The 19,204-nt window shown below is 64.8% G+C and carries 21 protein-coding genes; 15 read left to right on the top strand and 6 right to left on the bottom strand.

What is annotated here, in order from left to right:
- Nucleotides 1-158: 158 nt before the first annotated feature.
- A complete protein-coding gene (locus AC0L21_RS34575; protein ID WP_473266220.1) occupies nt 159-1,955 on the bottom strand; it encodes a glucan ABC transporter ATP-binding protein/ permease in 1,797 nt (598 codons plus the stop codon).
- Nucleotides 1,956-2,045: 90 nt separating this feature from the next.
- Nucleotides 2,046-3,092, bottom strand: a complete 1,047-nt coding sequence (locus tag AC0L21_RS34570; RefSeq protein WP_473266219.1) for an ABC transporter substrate-binding protein — start codon at nt 3,090-3,092, stop codon at nt 2,046-2,048.
- 228 nt (nt 3,093-3,320) lie between these two features.
- Here AC0L21_RS34570 and AC0L21_RS34565 point away from each other — a divergent pair, with 228 nt between their 5' ends.
- The 7 genes from AC0L21_RS34565 to AC0L21_RS34535 all read left to right on the top strand — a co-directional run bounded on the left by AC0L21_RS34565 (nt 3,321) and on the right by AC0L21_RS34535 (nt 8,851).
- Nucleotides 3,321-3,689, top strand: coding sequence for a hypothetical protein (locus AC0L21_RS34565; RefSeq protein ID WP_473266217.1), 369 nt, complete (start codon nt 3,321-3,323; stop codon nt 3,687-3,689).
- 115 nt (nt 3,690-3,804) lie between these two features.
- Nucleotides 3,805-4,209, top strand: a complete 405-nt coding sequence (gene hisE, locus AC0L21_RS34560; RefSeq protein WP_473266216.1) for a phosphoribosyl-ATP diphosphatase — start codon at nt 3,805-3,807, stop codon at nt 4,207-4,209.
- A 45-nt stretch (nt 4,210-4,254) separates the two neighbouring features.
- Nucleotides 4,255-4,857 (top strand): YqaA family protein, encoded by a 603-nt coding sequence (locus AC0L21_RS34555; RefSeq protein ID WP_081747784.1) that lies wholly within the window; start codon nt 4,255-4,257, stop codon nt 4,855-4,857.
- Nucleotides 4,858-4,905: 48 nt separating this feature from the next.
- On the top strand, nt 4,906-5,442 hold the full coding sequence (locus AC0L21_RS34550; RefSeq protein WP_473266213.1) for a hypothetical protein: 537 nt from the start codon (nt 4,906-4,908) through the stop codon (nt 5,440-5,442).
- Between the two features lie 29 nt (nt 5,443-5,471).
- A complete protein-coding gene (locus tag AC0L21_RS34545) occupies nt 5,472-6,872 on the top strand; it encodes an aspartate ammonia-lyase (RefSeq protein ID WP_473266212.1) in 1,401 nt (466 codons plus the stop codon).
- Between the two features lie 149 nt (nt 6,873-7,021).
- The gene (locus AC0L21_RS34540; protein WP_473266210.1) at nt 7,022-7,990 is read left to right on the top strand and encodes an NAD(P)H-dependent flavin oxidoreductase; all 969 of its coding nucleotides are present in this window, start codon (nt 7,022-7,024) and stop codon (nt 7,988-7,990) included.
- Between the two features lie 87 nt (nt 7,991-8,077).
- The gene (locus AC0L21_RS34535; RefSeq protein ID WP_473266208.1) at nt 8,078-8,851 is read left to right on the top strand and encodes a thioesterase family protein; all 774 of its coding nucleotides are present in this window, start codon (nt 8,078-8,080) and stop codon (nt 8,849-8,851) included.
- A gap of 37 nt (nt 8,852-8,888) precedes the next feature.
- On the opposite strand, the gene AC0L21_RS34530 is transcribed toward AC0L21_RS34535, so the two are convergent.
- Entirely contained in the window at nt 8,889-10,451 is a 1,563-nt protein-coding gene (locus AC0L21_RS34530; protein WP_473266207.1) for an AMP-binding protein, read from the bottom strand.
- A 107-nt stretch (nt 10,452-10,558) separates the two neighbouring features.
- Here AC0L21_RS34530 and AC0L21_RS34525 point away from each other — a divergent pair, with 107 nt between their 5' ends.
- From AC0L21_RS34525 to AC0L21_RS34500, 6 genes are all read left to right on the top strand, one after another.
- Nucleotides 10,559-11,533 carry an NAD(P)H-dependent flavin oxidoreductase gene (locus tag AC0L21_RS34525; protein ID WP_473266205.1) on the top strand — a complete coding sequence of 325 codons (975 nt, stop codon included), beginning with the start codon at nt 10,559-10,561 and terminating at the stop codon, nt 11,531-11,533.
- A gap of 139 nt (nt 11,534-11,672) precedes the next feature.
- A complete protein-coding gene (locus AC0L21_RS34520) occupies nt 11,673-11,921 on the top strand; it encodes a hypothetical protein (RefSeq protein ID WP_007615367.1) in 249 nt (82 codons plus the stop codon).
- A gap of 132 nt (nt 11,922-12,053) precedes the next feature.
- Nucleotides 12,054-12,761 (top strand): hypothetical protein, encoded by a 708-nt coding sequence (locus AC0L21_RS34515; protein ID WP_473266204.1) that lies wholly within the window; start codon nt 12,054-12,056, stop codon nt 12,759-12,761.
- Between the two features lie 102 nt (nt 12,762-12,863).
- Complete coding sequence (locus AC0L21_RS34510) at nt 12,864-13,565, top strand: hypothetical protein (protein ID WP_473266202.1); 702 nt, start codon at nt 12,864-12,866, stop codon at nt 13,563-13,565.
- Nucleotides 13,566-13,784: 219 nt separating this feature from the next.
- Entirely contained in the window at nt 13,785-14,624 is an 840-nt protein-coding gene (locus tag AC0L21_RS34505; RefSeq protein ID WP_473266200.1) for a hypothetical protein, read from the top strand.
- 73 nt (nt 14,625-14,697) lie between these two features.
- Nucleotides 14,698-14,886 carry a hypothetical protein gene (locus tag AC0L21_RS34500; protein ID WP_473266198.1) on the top strand — a complete coding sequence of 63 codons (189 nt, stop codon included), beginning with the start codon at nt 14,698-14,700 and terminating at the stop codon, nt 14,884-14,886.
- Nucleotides 14,887-15,070: 184 nt separating this feature from the next.
- On the opposite strand, the gene AC0L21_RS34495 is transcribed toward AC0L21_RS34500, so the two are convergent.
- The gene (locus AC0L21_RS34495; protein ID WP_007597470.1) at nt 15,071-15,295 is read right to left on the bottom strand and encodes a cysteine rich repeat-containing protein; all 225 of its coding nucleotides are present in this window, start codon (nt 15,293-15,295) and stop codon (nt 15,071-15,073) included.
- A 234-nt stretch (nt 15,296-15,529) separates the two neighbouring features.
- Here AC0L21_RS34495 and AC0L21_RS34490 point away from each other — a divergent pair, with 234 nt between their 5' ends.
- Nucleotides 15,530-15,811 (top strand): hypothetical protein, encoded by a 282-nt coding sequence (locus AC0L21_RS34490; protein WP_473266194.1) that lies wholly within the window; start codon nt 15,530-15,532, stop codon nt 15,809-15,811.
- Between the two features lie 121 nt (nt 15,812-15,932).
- Here AC0L21_RS34490 and AC0L21_RS34485 read toward each other — a convergent pair whose 3' ends face one another.
- On the bottom strand, nt 15,933-17,870 hold the full coding sequence (locus AC0L21_RS34485; RefSeq protein WP_473266192.1) for an ATP-binding protein: 1,938 nt from the start codon (nt 17,868-17,870) through the stop codon (nt 15,933-15,935).
- Complete coding sequence (locus tag AC0L21_RS34480) at nt 17,867-18,550, bottom strand: response regulator (RefSeq protein ID WP_473266191.1); 684 nt, start codon at nt 18,548-18,550, stop codon at nt 17,867-17,869. Before AC0L21_RS34480 ends, AC0L21_RS34485 begins: the two co-directional genes overlap by 4 nt.
- A 421-nt stretch (nt 18,551-18,971) precedes the next feature.
- On the opposite strand from AC0L21_RS34480, the gene AC0L21_RS34475 reads away from it, so the two are divergent.
- A partial coding sequence (locus AC0L21_RS34475; RefSeq protein WP_473266190.1) for a caspase family protein occupies nt 18,972-19,204 on the top strand: 233 nt, incomplete at its 3' end.

Raw genomic sequence — 19,204 nt, 5'->3', positions numbered from 1 at the left:
CTCGTGATCTGATGTTCGGTTCTGAATCCAGCGCCGCCGCTTGCGGCGCCGCAAACCTATACCGGCTGGTGCGTCGGGAATAGGGGCATCAGCGGGGTATTCCGCAATGAAATGGGCCGAATTTCGACGGTACTATGGGGACTTGCTAAGGCGACTTGTTAAGGCGATTTGGCGGCCGTCGCGGCAGCCTCAGCCGCTGTCACGCTGGCCCGTGCGTTCTCCTGAACCATGAACTGAGCCCTGGCGAGGTCGGCGAAATGGCCGCCTTTGGCCACGAGTTCATCAAAAGTTCCGCTTTCGATCACACGCCCGTTCTCGAACACCAGGATCCGCGTGGCATTGCGGATGGTGGAGAGACGATGGGCGATCACGAAGGTGGTGCGGCCCTTCATCACTTCGTCGAGAGCGGTATTCACCTTGGCCTCAGTGACGGCGTCGAGTGCGCTGGTCGCCTCGTCCAGGATCAGGATCGGCGGATCCTTCAGCAGTGCACGGGCGATCGAAAGCCGCTGGCGCTCGCCGCCGGACAGCATGCGGCCGCGCTCGCCGGCATTGGTCTCGAAGCCGCCGCTGCGCTCGATGAATTCGAGCGCCTGCGCACGCTCCGCCGCCTTGCGCATCTCGGCCTCGGTGGCGTCCGGCTTGCCGACGCGCAAATTCTCCGCGATCGAGCGGTTGAACAGCAGTGCCTCCTGAAAGACCACGCCGATGTTCCGCCGCAGCGAAGTCAGCGTCACCCCGCGCACGTCCATGCCATCGATCCTGATGAAGCCGGACTGCGGATCGAAGGCGCGATGCAGCAGTGCAATCGCGGTGGATTTTCCGGCGCCGGTCGCGCCGACCAGCGCGATGGTCTGGCCGGGAAGCGCGGTGAAGGAGAGGTCCTCGACCGCCGGCCGTTTGCCGTCATAGGAGAAGGTGACGTCGTTGAATTCGACGAGGCCGGAGAGCCGACCCGCATCGATCGCGTCGTGCCGGTCGTGCACCGCAGGCACCGCATCGAGCACGTTGAAGAACTCGCGTAAGCGCGGGGCTTCCATGAACACGTTGTTGATGAAGCTCACGACCTGCTCCAGCTTCTGGATCAGAAGCGTCGCAAAGCTCACGAACATCACGATCTCGCCGACCGAGGTCAGCCCCTGGTCGTGCAGCGCGATGCCGAAAGTGAAGATCGCGAGCACCGTGATCGTGGTGGAGGCCCGCGTGATCACGGTGACGAGCGCCCACCAGGACAGCACCGGCATCTGGGCTGCAAGCAATTGGTCGGCAACGGAGCGCAGGCCCTGCACCTCGGATTCGACGCGGACGAAACTCTGCACCAGCGCGACATTGCCGAGCGCATCCGAAGCGCGTGCGGAGAGCTCGCTGTATTGCTCTTCGACGGCCATCTGCATGCCGAATGTCTTGCGTACCACGAAGGTGGTCAGCGCGGTGAAGACGATGCAGAGCACGAACAGCAGGATTGCAAGCCGCCAGTTCAGGTAGAGCGACAGCGGCAGCAGCACCACGACCGAGAGGATGGCGGCAAAATGCTCGCGGAAGAAGCCCAGCCACAGCCGCCACAGCGCATCGGTGCCGTTGAGCATGACCTTCATCAGCCGGCCCGAATGGGTACCGGAGTGGAAGGTCAGCGGCAGTTGCAGGATGTGCTCGAAATAGTCCGTCAGGACGGCCTGCCGCTGGCGGTGGGAGAGCCGGTCGGCCTGCAACGCTACGAGCGCGCTGCAGGCGATGGTGAACAGTCCGAACGCGACCCAGGCAACCAGGAACGGCCACGCCGAATTGGAGCCTGCGACCGTCTTGCCGGAGAGCACGTCGACAATCCGGCCGAACAGCACCGGTTCGGCGAATTGCGATCCGGCAAGCAGGAGATTGACGATCGCGAGCAGCCAGCCCAGCCGTGCCTCCTTGCCGAGCAGCTCGAGAACGCGGGTGTAGAGGCGGAGAATGGGCATGGGACGACAAGCTCGGGCGGCTGGAACGGAGTGAGCGCATACTCTAATCAGGGATCGCCCGTGAGATATAGCGGAAGCTGTCGGTTTTGCTCAGTTGATCAACCGCCCTGCGACTGGCGGCAAGAACCCGCCGTCGAAAATGTCGCCCGCCGCGGGCCGTTTGCGGAATTTGAAATCCTGCCCGATCTGGTCGATCGAGCGATCCATGCGCGCCGGGTCGATGTCGCCGAGGCCGTTGCGACGGACCTCGTCGGTCAGGATGTTGTCGACGAGGACGGTGCGCAGGCGCTCCAGCTCGAGTTCGCGGTCGCCGTCCTCGATGCGGTTCGCGGCCTCGTCCGCCGCGCGCGCCGGGTCCTTCACGGTCGCGTTGATGCCGGCGATCAATGCGCGAACGAATCCCTTCACGCTGTCCGGCCTAGCCGCGGCGAAAGCCGGGTTGACTACGACGGCAAAGCCATAGGCCTCGCAACCATAGTCGGCATAGCGAAGCGCGACGAGATCGCCGCCTGGCACGCCGCGGTCACGCAGGTTCACTGCCGAGAGATAGCTGAAACCGGCGACGGCATCGACCTGTCCCGCGGAGAGGATCGGCTCGCGTACCGCGGCGCTGATCTTGCGGAATTTGACGTGAGCCGTGTCGATGCCGTTCTGCTGCGCCAGCGCCGGCCACAGCCGCATCGACAGATCGCTATCGGCAACGCCGACGGTCTTGCCGTCCAGGTCGGACAAGAGGTGGATGCCACGGCTCCTGCGGGCGACGATCGCGTAGGGCGCGCGGTTGAACAGCACGAACACCGCCTTGACCGGTGTCGCATCCTTGTCGCGGAAGCGGATCAGCTCGTTGATGTCGACGAGCGCGAGCTCGCTGTCACCCTTGGCGACGCGCGCAAGCGCCTCCGGCGATCCGGCCGCGCTGCTGAAGGAGACGTTGAGACGTTCGGCGCCGAAGCTTCCGTCCTTTGCGGCGAGAAAGAACGGCGCCATGCTCGCATCGATCGGGCGGTCGAAGGTGAAGTGGATCGCGATAGAGGGCGCGGCGGTCTCGGTCCCCGAGACATCGCGTGCCGTCAGCGCGGCAAGCAAGATTGCAAGGGCCGGCAGGCAGCGAAGGGCAGTGGTCCTGAATCCGAACATCGGTCGCGCCGGTCCCGCATTATTGTGGTTTTGTGACGCTCGCAGCGTCAGCGGGCGGAGCACTCTGTTTGCGCTAATATGAACGGCGGATGAGCGGCGGTTGCGTCACGATCACGCAACCCCGTTCAGCTTGTGTTGGGGTTGGGGAACCCAACATGGGATGCGGGTGTTTGAGAGACACGAGCCTGTCATCAGGCACCATTCGAGGTCCCAAGGAGGGTCCAGGACATGTTTGATAGATTTTCGGGATTTGTCGGCCGTAAGGCCGTTTTCGCTACCGCCGCGGTGCTGGCGCTGACCGCAATGGCTCCGACCGCTTCATACGCGGGCGGCCGTCATTGGCATGGTGGCGGCGGCGCGGCCTTTGCCGGAGCGGCCATTGCCGGTGCTATCGGCACCGGCCTCGCAATCGCAGCGACCCGTGACGCCTACGCTTATGATGCTCCTGCCTATTACGGCGGCGGCCCGGTCTACTACGACGACGGTCCGGTCTATTACGGCGGCGACTCGTATATCGGTCCGCGCCCGTATCACCGTTGCGGCGGCCCATACCAGTCCGCGCAGGGCGGCCAAGGTAACCTTTCGACTTGCTACTAGCTTTGGCTAGCAAGTGTGGACCAGCCGGCCGTCGCTCTTGCCGCGACGGCCGGCTTTTTGCTTTTGTTGTCGTGCGTTAACGTCCCCGCTATGGGTTTAGAGTAGCTTTGCGTACATGAGTGATTCGCTTGAGCGGCTATATCTGGCTGTGCTCGCGGCCAGGGACCTTGATCCGGCAACATCGCGCACCGCGCGGCTGTTTCAGCGCGGCCCGTCAAAAATGGCGAAGAAGCTTGCTGAAGAGGCCATCGAGGTCGTTATCGACGCGGTCAACGGCGATAGCGAAGCCGTGATCCGGGAAAGCGCCGATCTACTCTACAATCTGACCGTGCTCTGGGCCTCCGCCGGCGTGCGCCCCGAGGACGTCTGGCGCGAGATGACGCGGCGTGAAGACATGCTCGGCATCGCCGAGAAGCTGCCGAAGTCGGCGATGAAACTGCCCAAAGTTGCGTCACCGCGTGTCGCCGCGAGGCGGCCAATCGTCGCGCTTGAAGGCCGCAGCGCGCGCAAGCGCCACTAGTATTGGCACAAATCGGTCCCATCTCGGCATGGACAAATCCGTCCCATGGTGCTTCATCGCGGCGCCATGCTGAAACGTATCTACGACTGGTGCATCGACGCCGCTCACAAGCCTTACGCGCTCTGGATCATGGGCGCCGTGGCTTTCGCTGAAAGCTCCTTCTTTCCCGTCCCCCCGGACGTGATGCTGATCCCGATGTCACTGGCGCGTCCGCAACGCGCTTGGGTCTATGCGGCGATCTGCACTGCGACGTCGGTGCTGGGTGGTCTGTTGGGCTACGCCATCGGTGCGCTGCTCTTCGACTCGGTCGGCCATTGGCTGATCGAGGTCTATGGCCTCGGCGGCAAGGTCGACGCCTTCCGCGCCTCCTACGCCGAATGGGGCGCTGTGATTATCCTGCTCAAGGGCCTGACACCGATCCCCTACAAGCTCGTGACCATCACGTCCGGCTTTGCCGGCTACAATATCGGGCTCTTTATCCTATGCTCGATCGTGGCGCGTGGCGGGCGCTTCTTTATCGTGGCGATCCTGCTCAACCGCTACGGCGACTGGATCCGGGTCAAGATCGAGAAGCATCTCGGATTGGTGGTGGCAATCGGCGCCGCGGTGCTCGTGCTCGGCTTTGTCGTCGCAGTCAAATTGATCTAACCCCAAAGGCGCTTTGCCGCCGCGCCTCGTTCGGCTACGGTTGCCGTCATGATGCTTCGATCCGGCAATCCGGTCCTGCGGCTGGGCACGCTGACATTTGCGGTGCTTTCGCTCCTGCTGGGTACCGGCGGTACCGGATGGCCGCAATCCGCGCCGCCGGCGCTCGGCTTGCAGGAGCAAGGATCGCAGGCCGCACCGGCGCCCTCGACAGCCCCTTCGTCGCCGCCGGCGCATGAAGAAAATCCCGGGCTGATCAACGAAATGGGCAAGCTCTTCGACAAGCTGCCCTCGATCCTGCCGCCGATCAAAAGCCCGAGCGAGACCATGAACGACTTGTCGCGCCTGGCCAAGCCGTCGACCATGGTGTCGGGACGCGTGGCCTGCCCGGCCTCGTCGAATGGCGCGCCCGACTGCAAGCTCGCCGCCGACAAACTCTGCCAGAGCAAGGGCTACACGGAAGGCAAGAGCCTGAATGCCGACTCCGCGGAAAAGTGCTCGGCCAAGATTCTGATCCCGGGCAGGCAACGCAAACCGGATGACTGCCGCACCGATACCTTCGTCACCAGCGCGCTGTGCCAGAACTGAGGACGCGCGCGAGCAAGCAAGGAGCGCCCATGAGCCGCACGGAGCAGGACTTCCTCGGACAGCGTGAGATCGCCGACGACATCTACTACGGTGTCCAAACCATCCGCGGGAAGGAGAACTTCCACATCACCGGCATTCCGATGAACCAGGAGCCTTACTTCGTGAAGGCGCTCGGTTACGTCAAGAAGGCCGCCGCCATGGCCAACCGCGATCTCGGCGCGGTGGACACCAAGGTCGCGGAAGCGATCATCGTGGGCTGCGATCGCGTCATCGCCGGCGATATGATGGACCAGTTCGTCACCGACTTCATCCAGGGCGGGGCCGGCACCTCCACCAACATGAACGCCAACGAGGTGATCGCCAATCTCGCGCTGGAATCGCTCGGCTTCGCGAAGGGCGACTACCAGCACGTCAGCCCCAACGATCACGTCAATTACGGCCAGTCGACCAACGACACCTATCCGACCGCCTTTCGGCTGGCGCTGATCCTGCGGCTCGAGAGCTACATGACGGCGCTGCGCCAGCTCCAGGAGGCGTTCTTCGCCAAGGGCCGGGAGTTCGAGCGCGTGCTGAAGATGGGCCGCACGCATCTCCAGGACGCGGTGCCGATGTCGCTCGGCGCCGAATTCCGCGGCTGGGGCACCACCATGGGCGAGGAGGTCGATCGCATCTCCGAGGCCCGCGCGCTGCTGCGCGAGATCAATCTCGGGGCGACCGCGATCGGCACCTCCGTCACCGCGGCGCACGGCTATCCCAAGCTCGCGGTCCGGCATTTGAGCGCGCTCACCGGCGTCGACTTCATCCTTGCGGGCGACCTCGTCGAGGCGACGTCGGATACGGGCGCCTATGTGCAGCTCTCCGGCGTCCTCAAGCGCACCGCGAGCAAGCTGACCAAGATCTGCAACGACATCCGCCTGCTCGCCTCGGGCCCGCGTGCCGGCTTCAACGAGATCAACCTGCCGCAGCTTCAGCCGGGCTCCTCGATCATGCCCGGCAAGGTCAATCCTGTGATCCCCGAGGTCGTCAACCAGACCAGCTTCCTCGTGATCGGGCTCGACACCACCGTGACGCTCGCGGCATCCGCCGGACAGCTCCAGCTCAACGTGATGGAGCCGGTGATCTCGTTCGCGCTGTTCTTCTCGATCCGCACCATGGAGCGGGCGGTCAACAGCCTGCGCGAGAACTGTGTGGTCGGCATCACCGCCAACGCGGAGCACACCCGCAACATGGTGCTGAATTCGCTCGGCATCGTCACGGTGCTGAAGCCGCTGCTCGGCTACAAGCAATGTGCCGAGATCGCGCGCGAGGGCTACAAGAGCGGCAAGTCGCTGCACCAGATCGTCGTGGTCGAACGCAAGCTGCTGACCCAGGAGAAATGGGACGAGATGTTCTCGTTCGAGCGGCTGATCAATCCGGATTTGCTTGCGTGATGTCGTCGGTCCGCGCTGAATTCCGCGCCTTGGAATTGCGGTAACGGCGTCCTCCACGGCGCCAAAACGCAATACTTGACAGTGGAAAGATTGCCTTGTTGGTATGGCCCCCAACTTCGATGTGACCGTCAATAGAGGATCGTCTCGCAATGTCCATGCCTGCCCTGTTCAAGGGACGCCTGTCGATCCCCGTGATCGGTTCGCCGCTCTTCATCATCTCGGTGCCCGATCTCGTGATCGCGCAGTGCAAGGCGGGCGTGGTCGGCTCGTTTCCGTCGCTGAACGCGCGGCCGCCGGAGCTGCTCGACGAGTGGCTGGCGCGGATCACCGAAGAGCTCGCGGCCTACGACCGCGCGCATCCGGACAAGCCGTCGGCGCCGTTTGCGGTCAACCAGATCGTGCACAAGTCGAACAACCGGCTCGACCACGACATGCAGCTCTGCGCCAAGTACAAGGTGCCGATGATCATCTCCTCGCTCGGCGCACGTGAGGAGCTGAATCAGGCCGTGCACGGCTGGGGCGGCATCGTCTTCCACGATGTGATCAACCAGAAGTTTGCGCACAAGGCGATCGAGAAGGGCGCCGACGGCCTGATCCTGGTCGCAGCGGGCGCCGGCGGCCATGCCGGCACGATCTCGCCGTTGGCGTTCGTCGCCGAAACGCGAAAATGGTTCGACGGCCCGATCGCGCTGTCGGGCGCGATCGGCAACGGCAAGGCGATTCGCGCCGCGCGCATTCTTGGCGCCGACTTTGCCTATATCGGCTCGGCCTTCATCGCCACCAAGGAAGCCAATGCGGTCGAGAAGTACAAGGAGATGATCGCGGGCGCGACGGCCGACGACATCGTCTATTCCAACCTCTTCACCGGCGTGCACGGCAACTATCTGAAGCCGTCGATTCTCGCCGCCGGTATGGATCCGGAGAACCTGCCGACGTCAGATCCCTCGAAGATGAACTTCGGCACCGACGCCTCCGGCGAGCGCGCCAAGCCAAAAGCCTGGAAGGAAATCTGGGGTTCAGGCCAGGGCGTCGGCAGCATCGACGGCATCGTGCCAGCCGCCGAAATGATCGCGCGCTTCAAGAAGGAATACGACGAGGCAATCGATCCGCCGTTGTGAGCTTCGTCGTCCCGGCCTTGTGCGCAATTGCGCACTGGGCCGGGCGCCAGCTCTTGCTGAGCGCCGGATGTGCATCACGGAGAAACGATGACCCCCATCTACCGTGTCGACGGCGACAGCGTCGTCACCAGCCCGGATGCCGCGGGCCCGTGGGACCGGTGTATGCAGCACGGTTCGGCGCCGGCCTCGCTGGTGACGTGGGCGGCTGAGCGCATTCCGACGCCAGTTGCAATGGACATCGCGCGCGTCACCATCGACCTGATGCGCCCGGTGCCGGTGGCCCCACTCACGATCTCGACCGAGATCTTGCGCGAGGGCCGCAAGATCCAGCTCTGCGGGGTCAAGCTGCTCGCCGACGGCGTACAGGTGGTCGGCGCCACCGTGCTCAAGATCAAGCGCCAGGCGCTGACCCTGCCCGAGGACATCAAGGCACTGCCTGTTACGCTGCCGTCGCCGGAGGACTCGCTGCTCGAGGACGGTCATGCCGCCACCAGCCCGTTCGTACGTTCAGTCTCGATGCGCGCCGCGCGCGGCCGCTTCGGGCAAGCCGGCGCCGGCGCGATCTGGTTTCGCGTCGATCATCCCCTGATCGCAGGCGAAGCGATCTCGCAGGCGATGCGCGCCGTGGTCGCGGCCGATTTTTCCAACGGCACCGCCTCGTCGCTCGATTTCCGCGCCTGGACCTATATCAACGCCGACCTCACCGTGAGCTTTGCGCGCCAGCCGATCGGCGAATGGATCCTGCTCGACGGCGATTCCTGGATCGGTCCCGATGGCGCCGGGCTTGCGATGTCGCGGCTCGCCGACCGGCAGGGCTATTTCGGCCGAGCCGTGCAAAGCCTGGTGATCGAGAAGCGGTGAGGGGCGGCGTGAGACTGCGTGGCGTCCCGGGCGGGAGCTACCCCACCATCCGGTCCCGCCCGCTCCAGAATTCCGCGCGCAGCACTTTCTTGTCGACCTTGCCGACGCCGGTCATCGGCAATTGCCTGACGAACTTGATCTGCTTGGGCGCGTGAGCCGAACCCTTTCGCGTTTTCACCATGTCGATCAGCTCGTCGGCATCGGGCCTAGCGCCTTCACGCGGCACGACGATGGCGGTCACGGCTTCACCCCATTTCTCGTCGGGAATGCCGACGACAGCGACCATGGCCACATCGGCGTGCTGTGACAGCACGTCCTCGATTTCCCGCGGAAAGATGTTGAAGCCGCCGGACACGATCATGTCCTTCTTGCGGTCGAGGATGAACATGTAACCGCGTTCGTCCTTGCGCGCGATGTCGCCGGTATGGACCCATCCGTTCTTGAGCGTCTCGGCGGTGGTGTCGGGCTGCTTCCAGTACTCCGCCATCGCGTGGGGGGCGCGCACGCAGATCTCACCGGCTTCGCCCGTCTCCACTTCCTGATCGTTGTCGTCGAGGATCCGGACCTCGCAGGGCGCGATCGGGAAGCCGCAAGACAGGAACAGTTCGGGCGTCTTGGGATCGTGATCCGCTTTGCGCAGCACCGAGATTGGATAGCATTCGGTCTGACCGTAGAGTTGTGAGAACACCGGCCCGATCCGTTCGATGCCCTCGATCAACCGGCTCGGCGACATCGCGGAGGCGCCGTAGAGCACCAGCTCGAGCGAGGAGAGGTCAGTCCTGCTCAATGCGGGATGATCGAGCAGCACATAGATCATGGTCGGCACGAACAGCGTGAAGTTGATGCGCTCGCGCGCGATCGCCGCCAGTACCGCCTCGGGATCAAAGCCCTTCAGCATGTGAACGGTGCCGCCCCGCATCAGGGTCGGCAGCACTTTCGTGCCGGCAACATGGCTGATCGGTGCCACCGCGAGGTAGCGCGCGCCATTGGGGATTTCGAAGTCGGCAAGGATCGCGGCCGCGGCTCCGGCATTTTCGCGGTGGTAGCGCAACGCGCCCTTGGATTTGCCGGTCGTGCCACCGGTGTAATTCAGCGTCGAGAGATCGTCGGGTCCGGCGAGGCAATGCGCGCTGGCATGGCCTTCGATCTCGATCGCCTGCAAGAGGTCGACGCCATAGTCGGCCGGTCCCATGGTGAAGACCGCCTTGAGCCAGCCCGCCTGCACAGCGAGCTCGCCGCCGCGATGGCGGAAGGCGGCCGCATCGACCACCAGCACCTCGGCCTCGGAATCCTCGAGCTGGAACATCTGGTCTCCCCGCGATCCCAAAGGATGCAGCCAGGTGACGCAGAGCCGCGACAATTGCGCGGCGACGCCGGCGCACCAGGTGTCGGCGCGGTTCGCGGTGAGGAAGGCGACCCGTGCGCCGGGCTGCAATCCAAGCCGCATGAACACGCCCTGGATGCGCCCGATCAGGTCGGTGGTGCCCTGATAGCTCAGCGATCCGCCCGGCCACGCGAACGCGGTTCGGCCCGGATAGCGCGACAGCGCCCGCAGCGCCTGCGCGCAAGTCGGGGACGATGCATGGAGCGGATCGGACATATGTTTCCTCGCTGCTTTGTCATCGGCTTCTGGCGTGCCAATGTTACCGCGACGCTAGCACAGGGCATGCGGGATGGAACGACTAAGCCCGCGCGAGGGAGGCATGCGTGAGGTCAGACCGGCTGCAACATTTCCACGGTCGTCTCGCCCTGCCGCTGATTGCCGCGCCGATGTTTCTAGTGTCGGGCGTCGAGCTCATGGTCGCGGCCTGCCGCAACGGCGTGATCGGCAGCTTCCCCACCGTGAATTGCCGCAGCACCGAACAACTCGATGAATGGCTCACCGACATCGAAGCGCGGCTGCTGCTGAATGAAGATCAAACCGGCCGCAAGGCCGCGCCGCTGTGCCCAAATCTGATCGTGCACCGCTCCAATGCACGGCTGGAGCAGGATCTCGCCGTGTTGCTGCACCACAGGCCGGAGATCGTCATCACCTCGGTCGGCTCGCCCGCGCCGGTGCTCAAGCCGCTGCACGACGCCGGCACATTGGTGCTTGCGGATGTTGCCTCGATCCGCCACGCCGAACGTGCGGCGGATGCAGGTGCCGACGGGCTCGTGCTGCTTACTGCGGGCGCGGGCGGGCAGACCGGCTGGCTCAACCCGTTCGCCTTCGTCCGCGCGGTGCGCGCGTTCTACGACGGCATCATCGTGCTCGCGGGGGGCATCAGCGACGGCCACGCATTGCGCGCGGCCGAAGTGCTCGGCTGCGATCTCGGCTACATGGGCACGAAGTTCATCGCGACGCGCGAGAGCATGGCGGATGAACGTCACAAGCAAATGCTGGTCGACGGCAGCGCGGACGACATCTTGCTGACCACCGCGTTCACGGGCCTGCAGACCAGCATGCTCAAACCGTCGATCGCCGCGGCCGGTCTCGACCCCGACGATCTGCCGGCGCGCGGTGCCATCGACATCGGCAAGGACATCGACGTCAACGCGCGCGAGAGCCGCCCCAAGCGCTGGCGCGATATCTGGAGCGGCGGGCATTCGATATCGGGTGTGACCGAAGTGATGGAGGTCAACGATCTCGTCGCGCGGACGGTCGCCGAGTATCGAGAGGCGGGTGGCCGCCTCTCCCCGTAAAAACGCGGAGACTGACAGCGCCCGTCGCCTCCATCACAGTTAATCGAGCGCTCCTTAGAAGCCGTCACTTAACGGCAGATTAACCATCGATCACCCAGAATCCCCCTCAGGCGCCAATCAGGACCGAGAGGGACAGGCGATGGACTTCGACTTTCTCAATGCCAAGACGGCGGCTTCGCTGGACGAAATTCGCATTCGCGTGGCCCATGCGCTGGCCCGCCATCCGCTGTGCCGCAACGTGCGCTTCGACATCGTCAGCGTCCCCCGCACCCGCCGGGGCGGCAATTGGACGGTGGCGCTGCAATCCGTCGAGCCGCGTGGAGTCTGGGAGGCCTCGGAGATCGTGGCCGACATCCAGGACGCTTACGATCTGGCGCTAGCGGCCTGATTTTGTTGAGCTTTCCAGGTAATGTCGCCGCAGTCCGCGCGATTGCCGCCGCGATGGCACGGTTAAGCCTTAATTTTTGCCCAGTTTCCGGGCAGTGATCACGTGGACTTGAAGCCGGTTGCGGAGAGACGTTTGTCGAAAGCCATCACCATCGTCGTGCTGACCTGCTTCCTCGTCCTCGGCGCCGCCACCACCGCCATTCTCGGCCGCGACAGCGTGCCCAGCGTCAGCGCTGAGATGATCTCGCAGACCCCGCCTAAGCCGCTTGCAACCAACCGGGCGGCCAAGGCTGACCGTCTGGTTCCGACGCTGGCGCTAGCCTCGGCCGCCATCGACCCAGTCCAGGTTCCGGCCGACAAGCTCTCGCAAATGCCCGTGCTGACCGAGCCGCTGCGCCAGGCGTTTGCCGCCGCCACGCCATCCGATTTCCCGATGCCCAAGGCGAGCGTGAACGAGGCTCCGGCCGCTGCAGAGATTCCTGCCGTCGAAGTCCCCGTCAAGCCGAAGGTCGTCGTCAAGCCGCAGCCGCAGAAATCTTATTCGCTGCTGTCCGACGTGCAGATTGCGGGCATCAGGGACCGCCTGAAGTTGTCGTCGTCGCAGGAATATTACTGGCCCTCGGTCGAAACCGCGCTGCGCAACGTTGTCCGCAAGATATCGGCCAACAAGCTGTCCAATCCGCACGTGCAGGGCGTGCCGATCGATCCCAATTGCGACGAGGTCCAGCAGTTGAAATCGGCCGCGATGCCGCTGCTGTTCCAGCTGCGGGACGACCAGAAAGAGGAAGTGCGCAAGCTCGCCCGCATCATCGGGCTCGAGAAGGTCGCGCAGCAGATCTGACGCGCAAGTTTCTTCCGAACCAAGTTCCTCCCGGAACTGCGCCTGTATCGGGAACATCAGGCAATCGACAAGCGTTGCCCGCTCCAAAGAGGGAGTGGACCAATGCGCGCCTCGACAGCTTATTTCGTCGGTGCAGGAACCATCGTCGCAGCCATCGCCATTGGTCTCGGCGGCGGCATTGTCGCCGGCAATATCATGAATCCGGTGTCGCCCAAGCAGGGGCCTGATACCAGCAAGATCGCGCAGCGCGCTGACGCCAAGCCCGCCACGACGGACGCGCCATCCGAGCGCCTGCAATATCTCACCGGCTCGCAAGCCTTCGGCGCCATGGTCGCCGCGCCAGCGCAGGCCGAAGCCAAATCCGAGTCCAAGCCTGAGGCAAAGTCCGAAGCGGTGAAGCCCGACACGCAGACCACTCAAGTCAACACTGAACAGCCAGCGCAGCAGCCTTCGCAAACGGCCGCGGTGGAGCCCCCGAAACCGCCACCGGCATCGCCTCCGCAAGTCGCAAAGCCTGCCGAGCGACAAGCATCGACAGAGCCGTCATCCTCATCCGACAACGCCTATGCCAAGGCCAGGGATTCTGACGTCAAGCGCGCCACGTCTGAACGGCGCCGGACGGAGCGCCGTGAGCGCTGGGCCGAGCGCCGTCGTTACGATTCCCGCGAGCCGCGTGCGATGCGCGACCGCACCGATTGGGACGACGTCGCGCGAAACATCCGCGAAGATGCCGATGCGCGCGAGGTCCCGAGCAGGCCGCGCGGCGGCTTTCCGCAGATCAGGCTATTCGGCGACGACGATTAGCTCGACGGCAGCGTGACCCTGACGCCACGATATGAGTGCGTTTCGCCCTGTCCCGGGGGCGCGCACCGAAAAGGCATTGTCACCTGCTTTGCGATTGAATAGTATTTCAACGTTTCTTCGTGGTTGTACGGTGCATCGATATTGCCGTTGCGCCGGATTGCATCGCCAGGGACGCCGTCCCTGCGAATTTCGATCGTGGCATTTCCATAGGAGCTTTTCATGTTGACCGCTCATGTTGCCCTCGTCACCGAACAATCGAAGATCACGCCGGCACAGCTCGCGAAAGTCGCGGGCGCCTTGTCCAAGCAGGTCTCCCGCGATTTCGGCCCGATCTGGAAAATCAATGCAGACGTTGCCGCGTACGAGAAACTGGAAGAGGTGCCGCTCGACTATTGGCCGATCATCATCAAGGACAATATCGGCGACCCCACGGCCGCGGGCTATCACGAGGACGAACATGGCCAGCCTTACTCGCTCGTCCAATACGACGAGGCGTGGTCGCTGACCGCAAGTCACGAATGCCTGGAGATGCTGGCCGATCCGTTTGGCCGGCGCACGGTCGCCGGAGACTCGCCAGTGAAAGGACAAGGGCGCGTCAAGTTCCTGGTCGAGGTATGCGATCCCTGTGAAGCCACGGATTGTGCCTACACCATCAACGGTGTGCTCGTTTCCGATTTCTACACCCCGAACTATTTCGATCCGATGCGGGTGGATGGCGTCCGGTACAGCTACAGCGGCAAGCTGAAGGCGCCGCGGCAAGTCCTGAAGGATGGCTATTTGAGCTGGTACGAGCCATCGACCAAGACATGGTGGCAGCGGACCTGGTTCTCCGGCGCCAAGGCAGTCGACGGTGCGATCAAGGATTTCCAGCCGAGCGGAAGCAACGTGCGCGCCGCCATCGATCGTCACACAGAAGCCGCGCGGGCGCGCGCACACGATAAGCGCGGCCCGAATACCAAGCTCGCCATGCGCGCGCTCAAGGGCAAGCCGGCCAGGAATGATCCATTCAAGAGCCGGGCCGACGCACTGCGGGCCGCAATCAAGGCGGTCGGCGGCTGAAGGCTTGTCGTCGCTCCGGTCGTCATTAAGTGTGATCCTGGACTGCTGACTACTTTATGACCAGGTATCACGCATGAACGCCGAGGATGAGGAGGCCCGCAAACGCAGGGCCGAGGAGTTGCGCGCGGCTATCCGCGGCGCCGGAAGCGGGAAAAGACCCGACCGTGCGCCGACGCCGCGGGAGATCACCGACGAGGCAGCCCGCAAGGCACGACAGGACGCCGGCGAGGTTGCGCCGGACAAGGATGGTTCCGACGATTAGGCGGTGTCGGCAATGAAGGCATCCGGTTGGCCAGCACGCAGCCGGCCGAGTGGGCGCCTACGAAGATCCTGTCGCACATTCATGGCCCTCCGCGGGGACCTTCCGCGGGGCGCCTGCAAGATTGTGCTTTGGCGAGGCGGCCTGCCGGGCACTTTCGCCCGCAAAGGGGGAGAAGGAAGTACGCTCACCCGCCGTGTGACTCCACGACCTTGCGGCAGCCGTCCGAAAGCTTCGACTTGTTCTCGCGCAGGCAGGCATTCATCTGCGGCGGCTTGCCGATGTGTTCGGCGCAGAATTTGCTCGCGTCGCTTCGGCACGTCATCTGCTCCTGCGGCGTCGGACCGGATTGCGCAGCGGCGGTCTGGGCGGTAGCGGCGAGCAGCAGCACGGCAAGAACCGAAATCTTCATAAAACACCTCCTTGGGAATGTCGTTGGTCCCGCCTGGGATCAAGCGGGCCGGACCATCTCGCGAGCGCCGGGCGCGGGTCCATGCCATGTTCATGGCATCGGCTAGCCCGTCCCGCCGCCGTACCCCCATTTTCATGGCATGTATCAGCGCGCCGTCTTTTGTCATTCAGGCTGCACGTCGGCGGCGAGACCCGGTGATTGCATCGGGACGCCGAACGGGAGCAGGAGAGCAAGATGTCGAAAAGAGCGGGAGCGCTGAGCGCCGGGCTGACGATTTTGGCGCTGGCAGGTGTGGTGATGGTTTCGCTGGGCACGAGCCCGGCGCAGGCGGTGGTCTATTGCAAGACGGTCGGCATACCCAAGGGCTGCGTGGTGCGGCCGACAGCGGCAGTGGTGGTTGCGCCGGCCGCCGCGGTCGCGGTCGCGACACCCGGGGTCGGTGCCCCCGGTGTCGGCGTGCGCGCGGGCACGCCGATGAATCGCGGTGGTCCGGTCAACCGCGTCGGCGTGCGCTGAGAAAGACGAAAGAGTTCGGGCGAAGGAGCGTTGCGGACGACCCCCCCCCCCGTCTTCCGCAGGCAAATCATCCGGCCCGTCCCTCTCTCCGCGCGTCCCACACGTTCGGAGAGGGGGCTTTTCAGCCGACGGCGGCACCGCTGTCGGGGAAAATCTGCGGCAATTGCAGCCGCACGCGCGTGCCTGAGGAATCCGAGCTCAGATCGAGCATCGCTCCGCAGCGCGCGGCACGGCTCCTCATGTTGCGAAGGCCGCGCGCGGTCTGGCTCGCGTCGGTGGCTCCGCCGCTGCCGACCGACGCAGCACCGTTCGCAAAGCCCTTGCCGTCATCCGCGACCTTGATCACACCGTACGGTCCCTGACCTTCGTCGACCGTCTCGATGGTGACCGCGATGCGGCGGGCCTCTGCGTGCTTGACCGCATTGGTCACGGCCTCGTCGAGGATGCGCACGATCTGGATGACATGCCATGGCCTGAGCTCGGGATGCAGCGGCAGCCCCTGCGGCGTGGCCACGTGCCAGTCCAGCGCGATGTCGTGCGGTCGCAATTGCGCGGTCGCGCGCTCGCGCCAGGAGCCGAGTGCGAGCATCAGGTCGCCGCCGATGTCGTCCATGGAGTCGATGACGAGGCGGAGGTCCTTCAGCGCGGCACGGGCGGCGTCGGTGATGGTCGCACCCTCGTGCCCGCGCTCGGACAGTGCCACGATGCTGATGAGCTGGCCACCGAGGCCGTCATGCAGGTCGCGCATCAGCCGCGTGCGCTCATTGGCGAGCGCGGCGGCCCGTGCACGCTCCTCCTCGCGGGCAAAGCTCGCCTTCAGCCGCTCCTCAGCCTCGCGTATGCGCGTCACGAGCTGGTCGGCAAAGCTGTCGACCTGGTTCAGCGCGCGCGCGAACCGCCAGGTCAAGCCGGCGCCGATCGCGACCAGCATCGCCGAATAGGACAGGCGCGAGAGGAAGATGCGCTCGTCGGTCACGATCTCGAACACCGACAGGATGTCATGGACCCAGCAGATCAGCACGATCGTCACCGCGCAGCCGAGCGTGAAGCTTGCCGCGTCCTGCCGCCGCACCACCGCGGCGGTAGTGACGCAGGCCATCAGGAGCAGGCAGAGACCGACAGTGGGAATCCCCAACAGGAGAAACAGAATGCGCGGCAGCGGCGGGCCGGCGATCAGTCCGACACCGAACACGACGAGCCCCGGCGCGAACAGCAGCATGCCGTAACGCGGCCAGCGCCAGCCGAAGAACAGCACGCCGAAGACGACGACCAGGGCGCTCTCGATCGGTGCGGACGCGAGCAACACCGCGGCGAGCCGGGACGTGTTGACGGGGGGCACCGGTGGCGGCGCGAAGGCCTGCACTACGCCGAATACCATCGCCACGGCCAGGACGCCGTAAACCGGCTCGCGGCGGCGCATCAGCCACATGATCGCCAGGATCACGGCGAGGATCGACTGCCAGGCCGAGAACACCACCGGCAACGTGACGAACATCAACGTGCGTGTCTCGTAGGCCGGCCGCAAGGCCGCATCCGGCCCGACATAGACGGTGTCGAGGAAGCCCTTGAGCGGTCCCCAAACCAACAGCCGCACGGTGATCTCGTTCGCACCCTCGCGCAGCAGCGAGGACGGGATCGCCCCGATCTGCGGAGTGTTGCGGTCGGGCCGGTTGGCGTTGGCATCGCGTCGGGAATCCAGGATGACGACGCCGTTGATTGAGACTTCCACCGCGTTGCTGAAGCGCGGCAGGAATACCGACCATCCCGACGCCACATCGCCGCGGCGGAACGTGAAGGCGCCGGTATAGAGCGGCGGGTCGGCTAGGGAATAGCGTGAGGACGTGAAATGCGGCAGCGTTACGGGACGCGCCACGCCGTCCTCGCGCAGCGAAAATTCGCCAAGTGCAAAGTCGTCGGGGTCGCTGGGCTGGAGCAGCCGCAGCCCGAGGACGGTCGCGACCACTATGAGCGCCTGGAGCAGCAGATAGGGCACGAGGCGCGAGACCAGCAGCCGGCGCCGCGCGGGTTTGACCGTTGCCTTCGCCGCGATCTCGCTCACAGCTTGATCAGGCCCTGCTGCACCGCTTCGAACACCGCTTCGCTGCGGGTGTGCACCTCGAGCTTGCGATAGATGTTCTTGATGTGGCCGGGCACGGTCTGCCTGGAGAGGCCGAGATGGCTCGCGATCTCGGCGTAGCTGAAACCCTTGGCGATGCCCCAAAGGATGTCGATCTCGCGTGGGGTGAGCCTTGCGGTGTTGAGCGCGGGACCCGGCGGAGGCTCGGCTGAATTCTGCGCGGTACCTTGCGTTCTGCGCACGATGAAGCGGGCGATCGAGGCCGAGATCGGCGAATGGCCGGCGACCAGATCGCGCACGGTGGTGGCGATATCAGTGGGGAACGCATCCTTCAGGAGGTAGCCGGTGGCGCCGACCGTGATCGCGGAGATCACACTCTCCTCGTCGCCGAGCGCGGAGATCACCATGATCTCGGTGTCGGGAAAACGTTGCCTTGTCTCGCGGATCAGCTCGACGCCGTGGCCGTCGGGCAACCGCAGATCGGTAAGCAGCACGCGCGGCGCCCGCTCGCCGAGTCCGGCGCGGGCCTCCGCGAGCGTGCCGGCGCTGCGCACCTCGTAGCCGGCCTTGACCAGCGCGTCGTGGAGCCGCCAGCAGGTCGGCGCGTCGTCCTCGACGAGGAGGATGGTGATGGCTTCACCCGTCTCGCCCTGTTTGGTCATGATCATCGTCCTGCACCGCGTGTCCCCCGCGGCGCAGGGCCAAGTTTAGCTGCGGTGCGGGCGCCGCGACACCCATAATCATGGGGGCGCAAGATCTTGGGTGCGCAAGGCATCGGTCTGGCGTTCCCGACGCGATGCCTACTGCTTCGTCGCGGTCGGCTTGTCCGGCGGTATGGGCGGGCTCGGCAGTCGCTGCACCAGATGCGCGCGGTATCGGCATTGTTCTTGTAGAACTGCTGATACGGCCCCTTGATCACGTCGAGCTTCGTCGGCCGCAGCCATTCCGCCGAAGGTTCGGCCTGACGCCCACGGCGGCACCGGGAAGTGAGATAGGCCACAGACGGGTTGACTTACGGGAGGAGACCCTCGAAATCTTCCCGGAGCCAGCCCAGGGCCTCCTTGACGGATTGAAGCCTGCACCATGGTCGGATTGATCCTCCCGGCTCCGATGTCACGCCTGCAGCGTCTGGCCGGCCGCGTTGCGCTGGCGGCTGCCCTGATGCTGGTCGCGGCCTCGACTGCGCAGGCCGACAAGCGGGTGGCGCTGGTCCTTGGCGTGTCCGACTACCAGAGCGTTGCGCGGCTGGCTAATCCCGACAACGACGCGGCTGCCATCAGCGACGCGTTCAAGCGGATGGGGTTCGATATCGTGGA

Source organism: Bradyrhizobium sp. WSM4873 (genome assembly GCF_055811355.1).
This window is presented reverse-complemented; position numbering and strand designations above follow the sequence as displayed.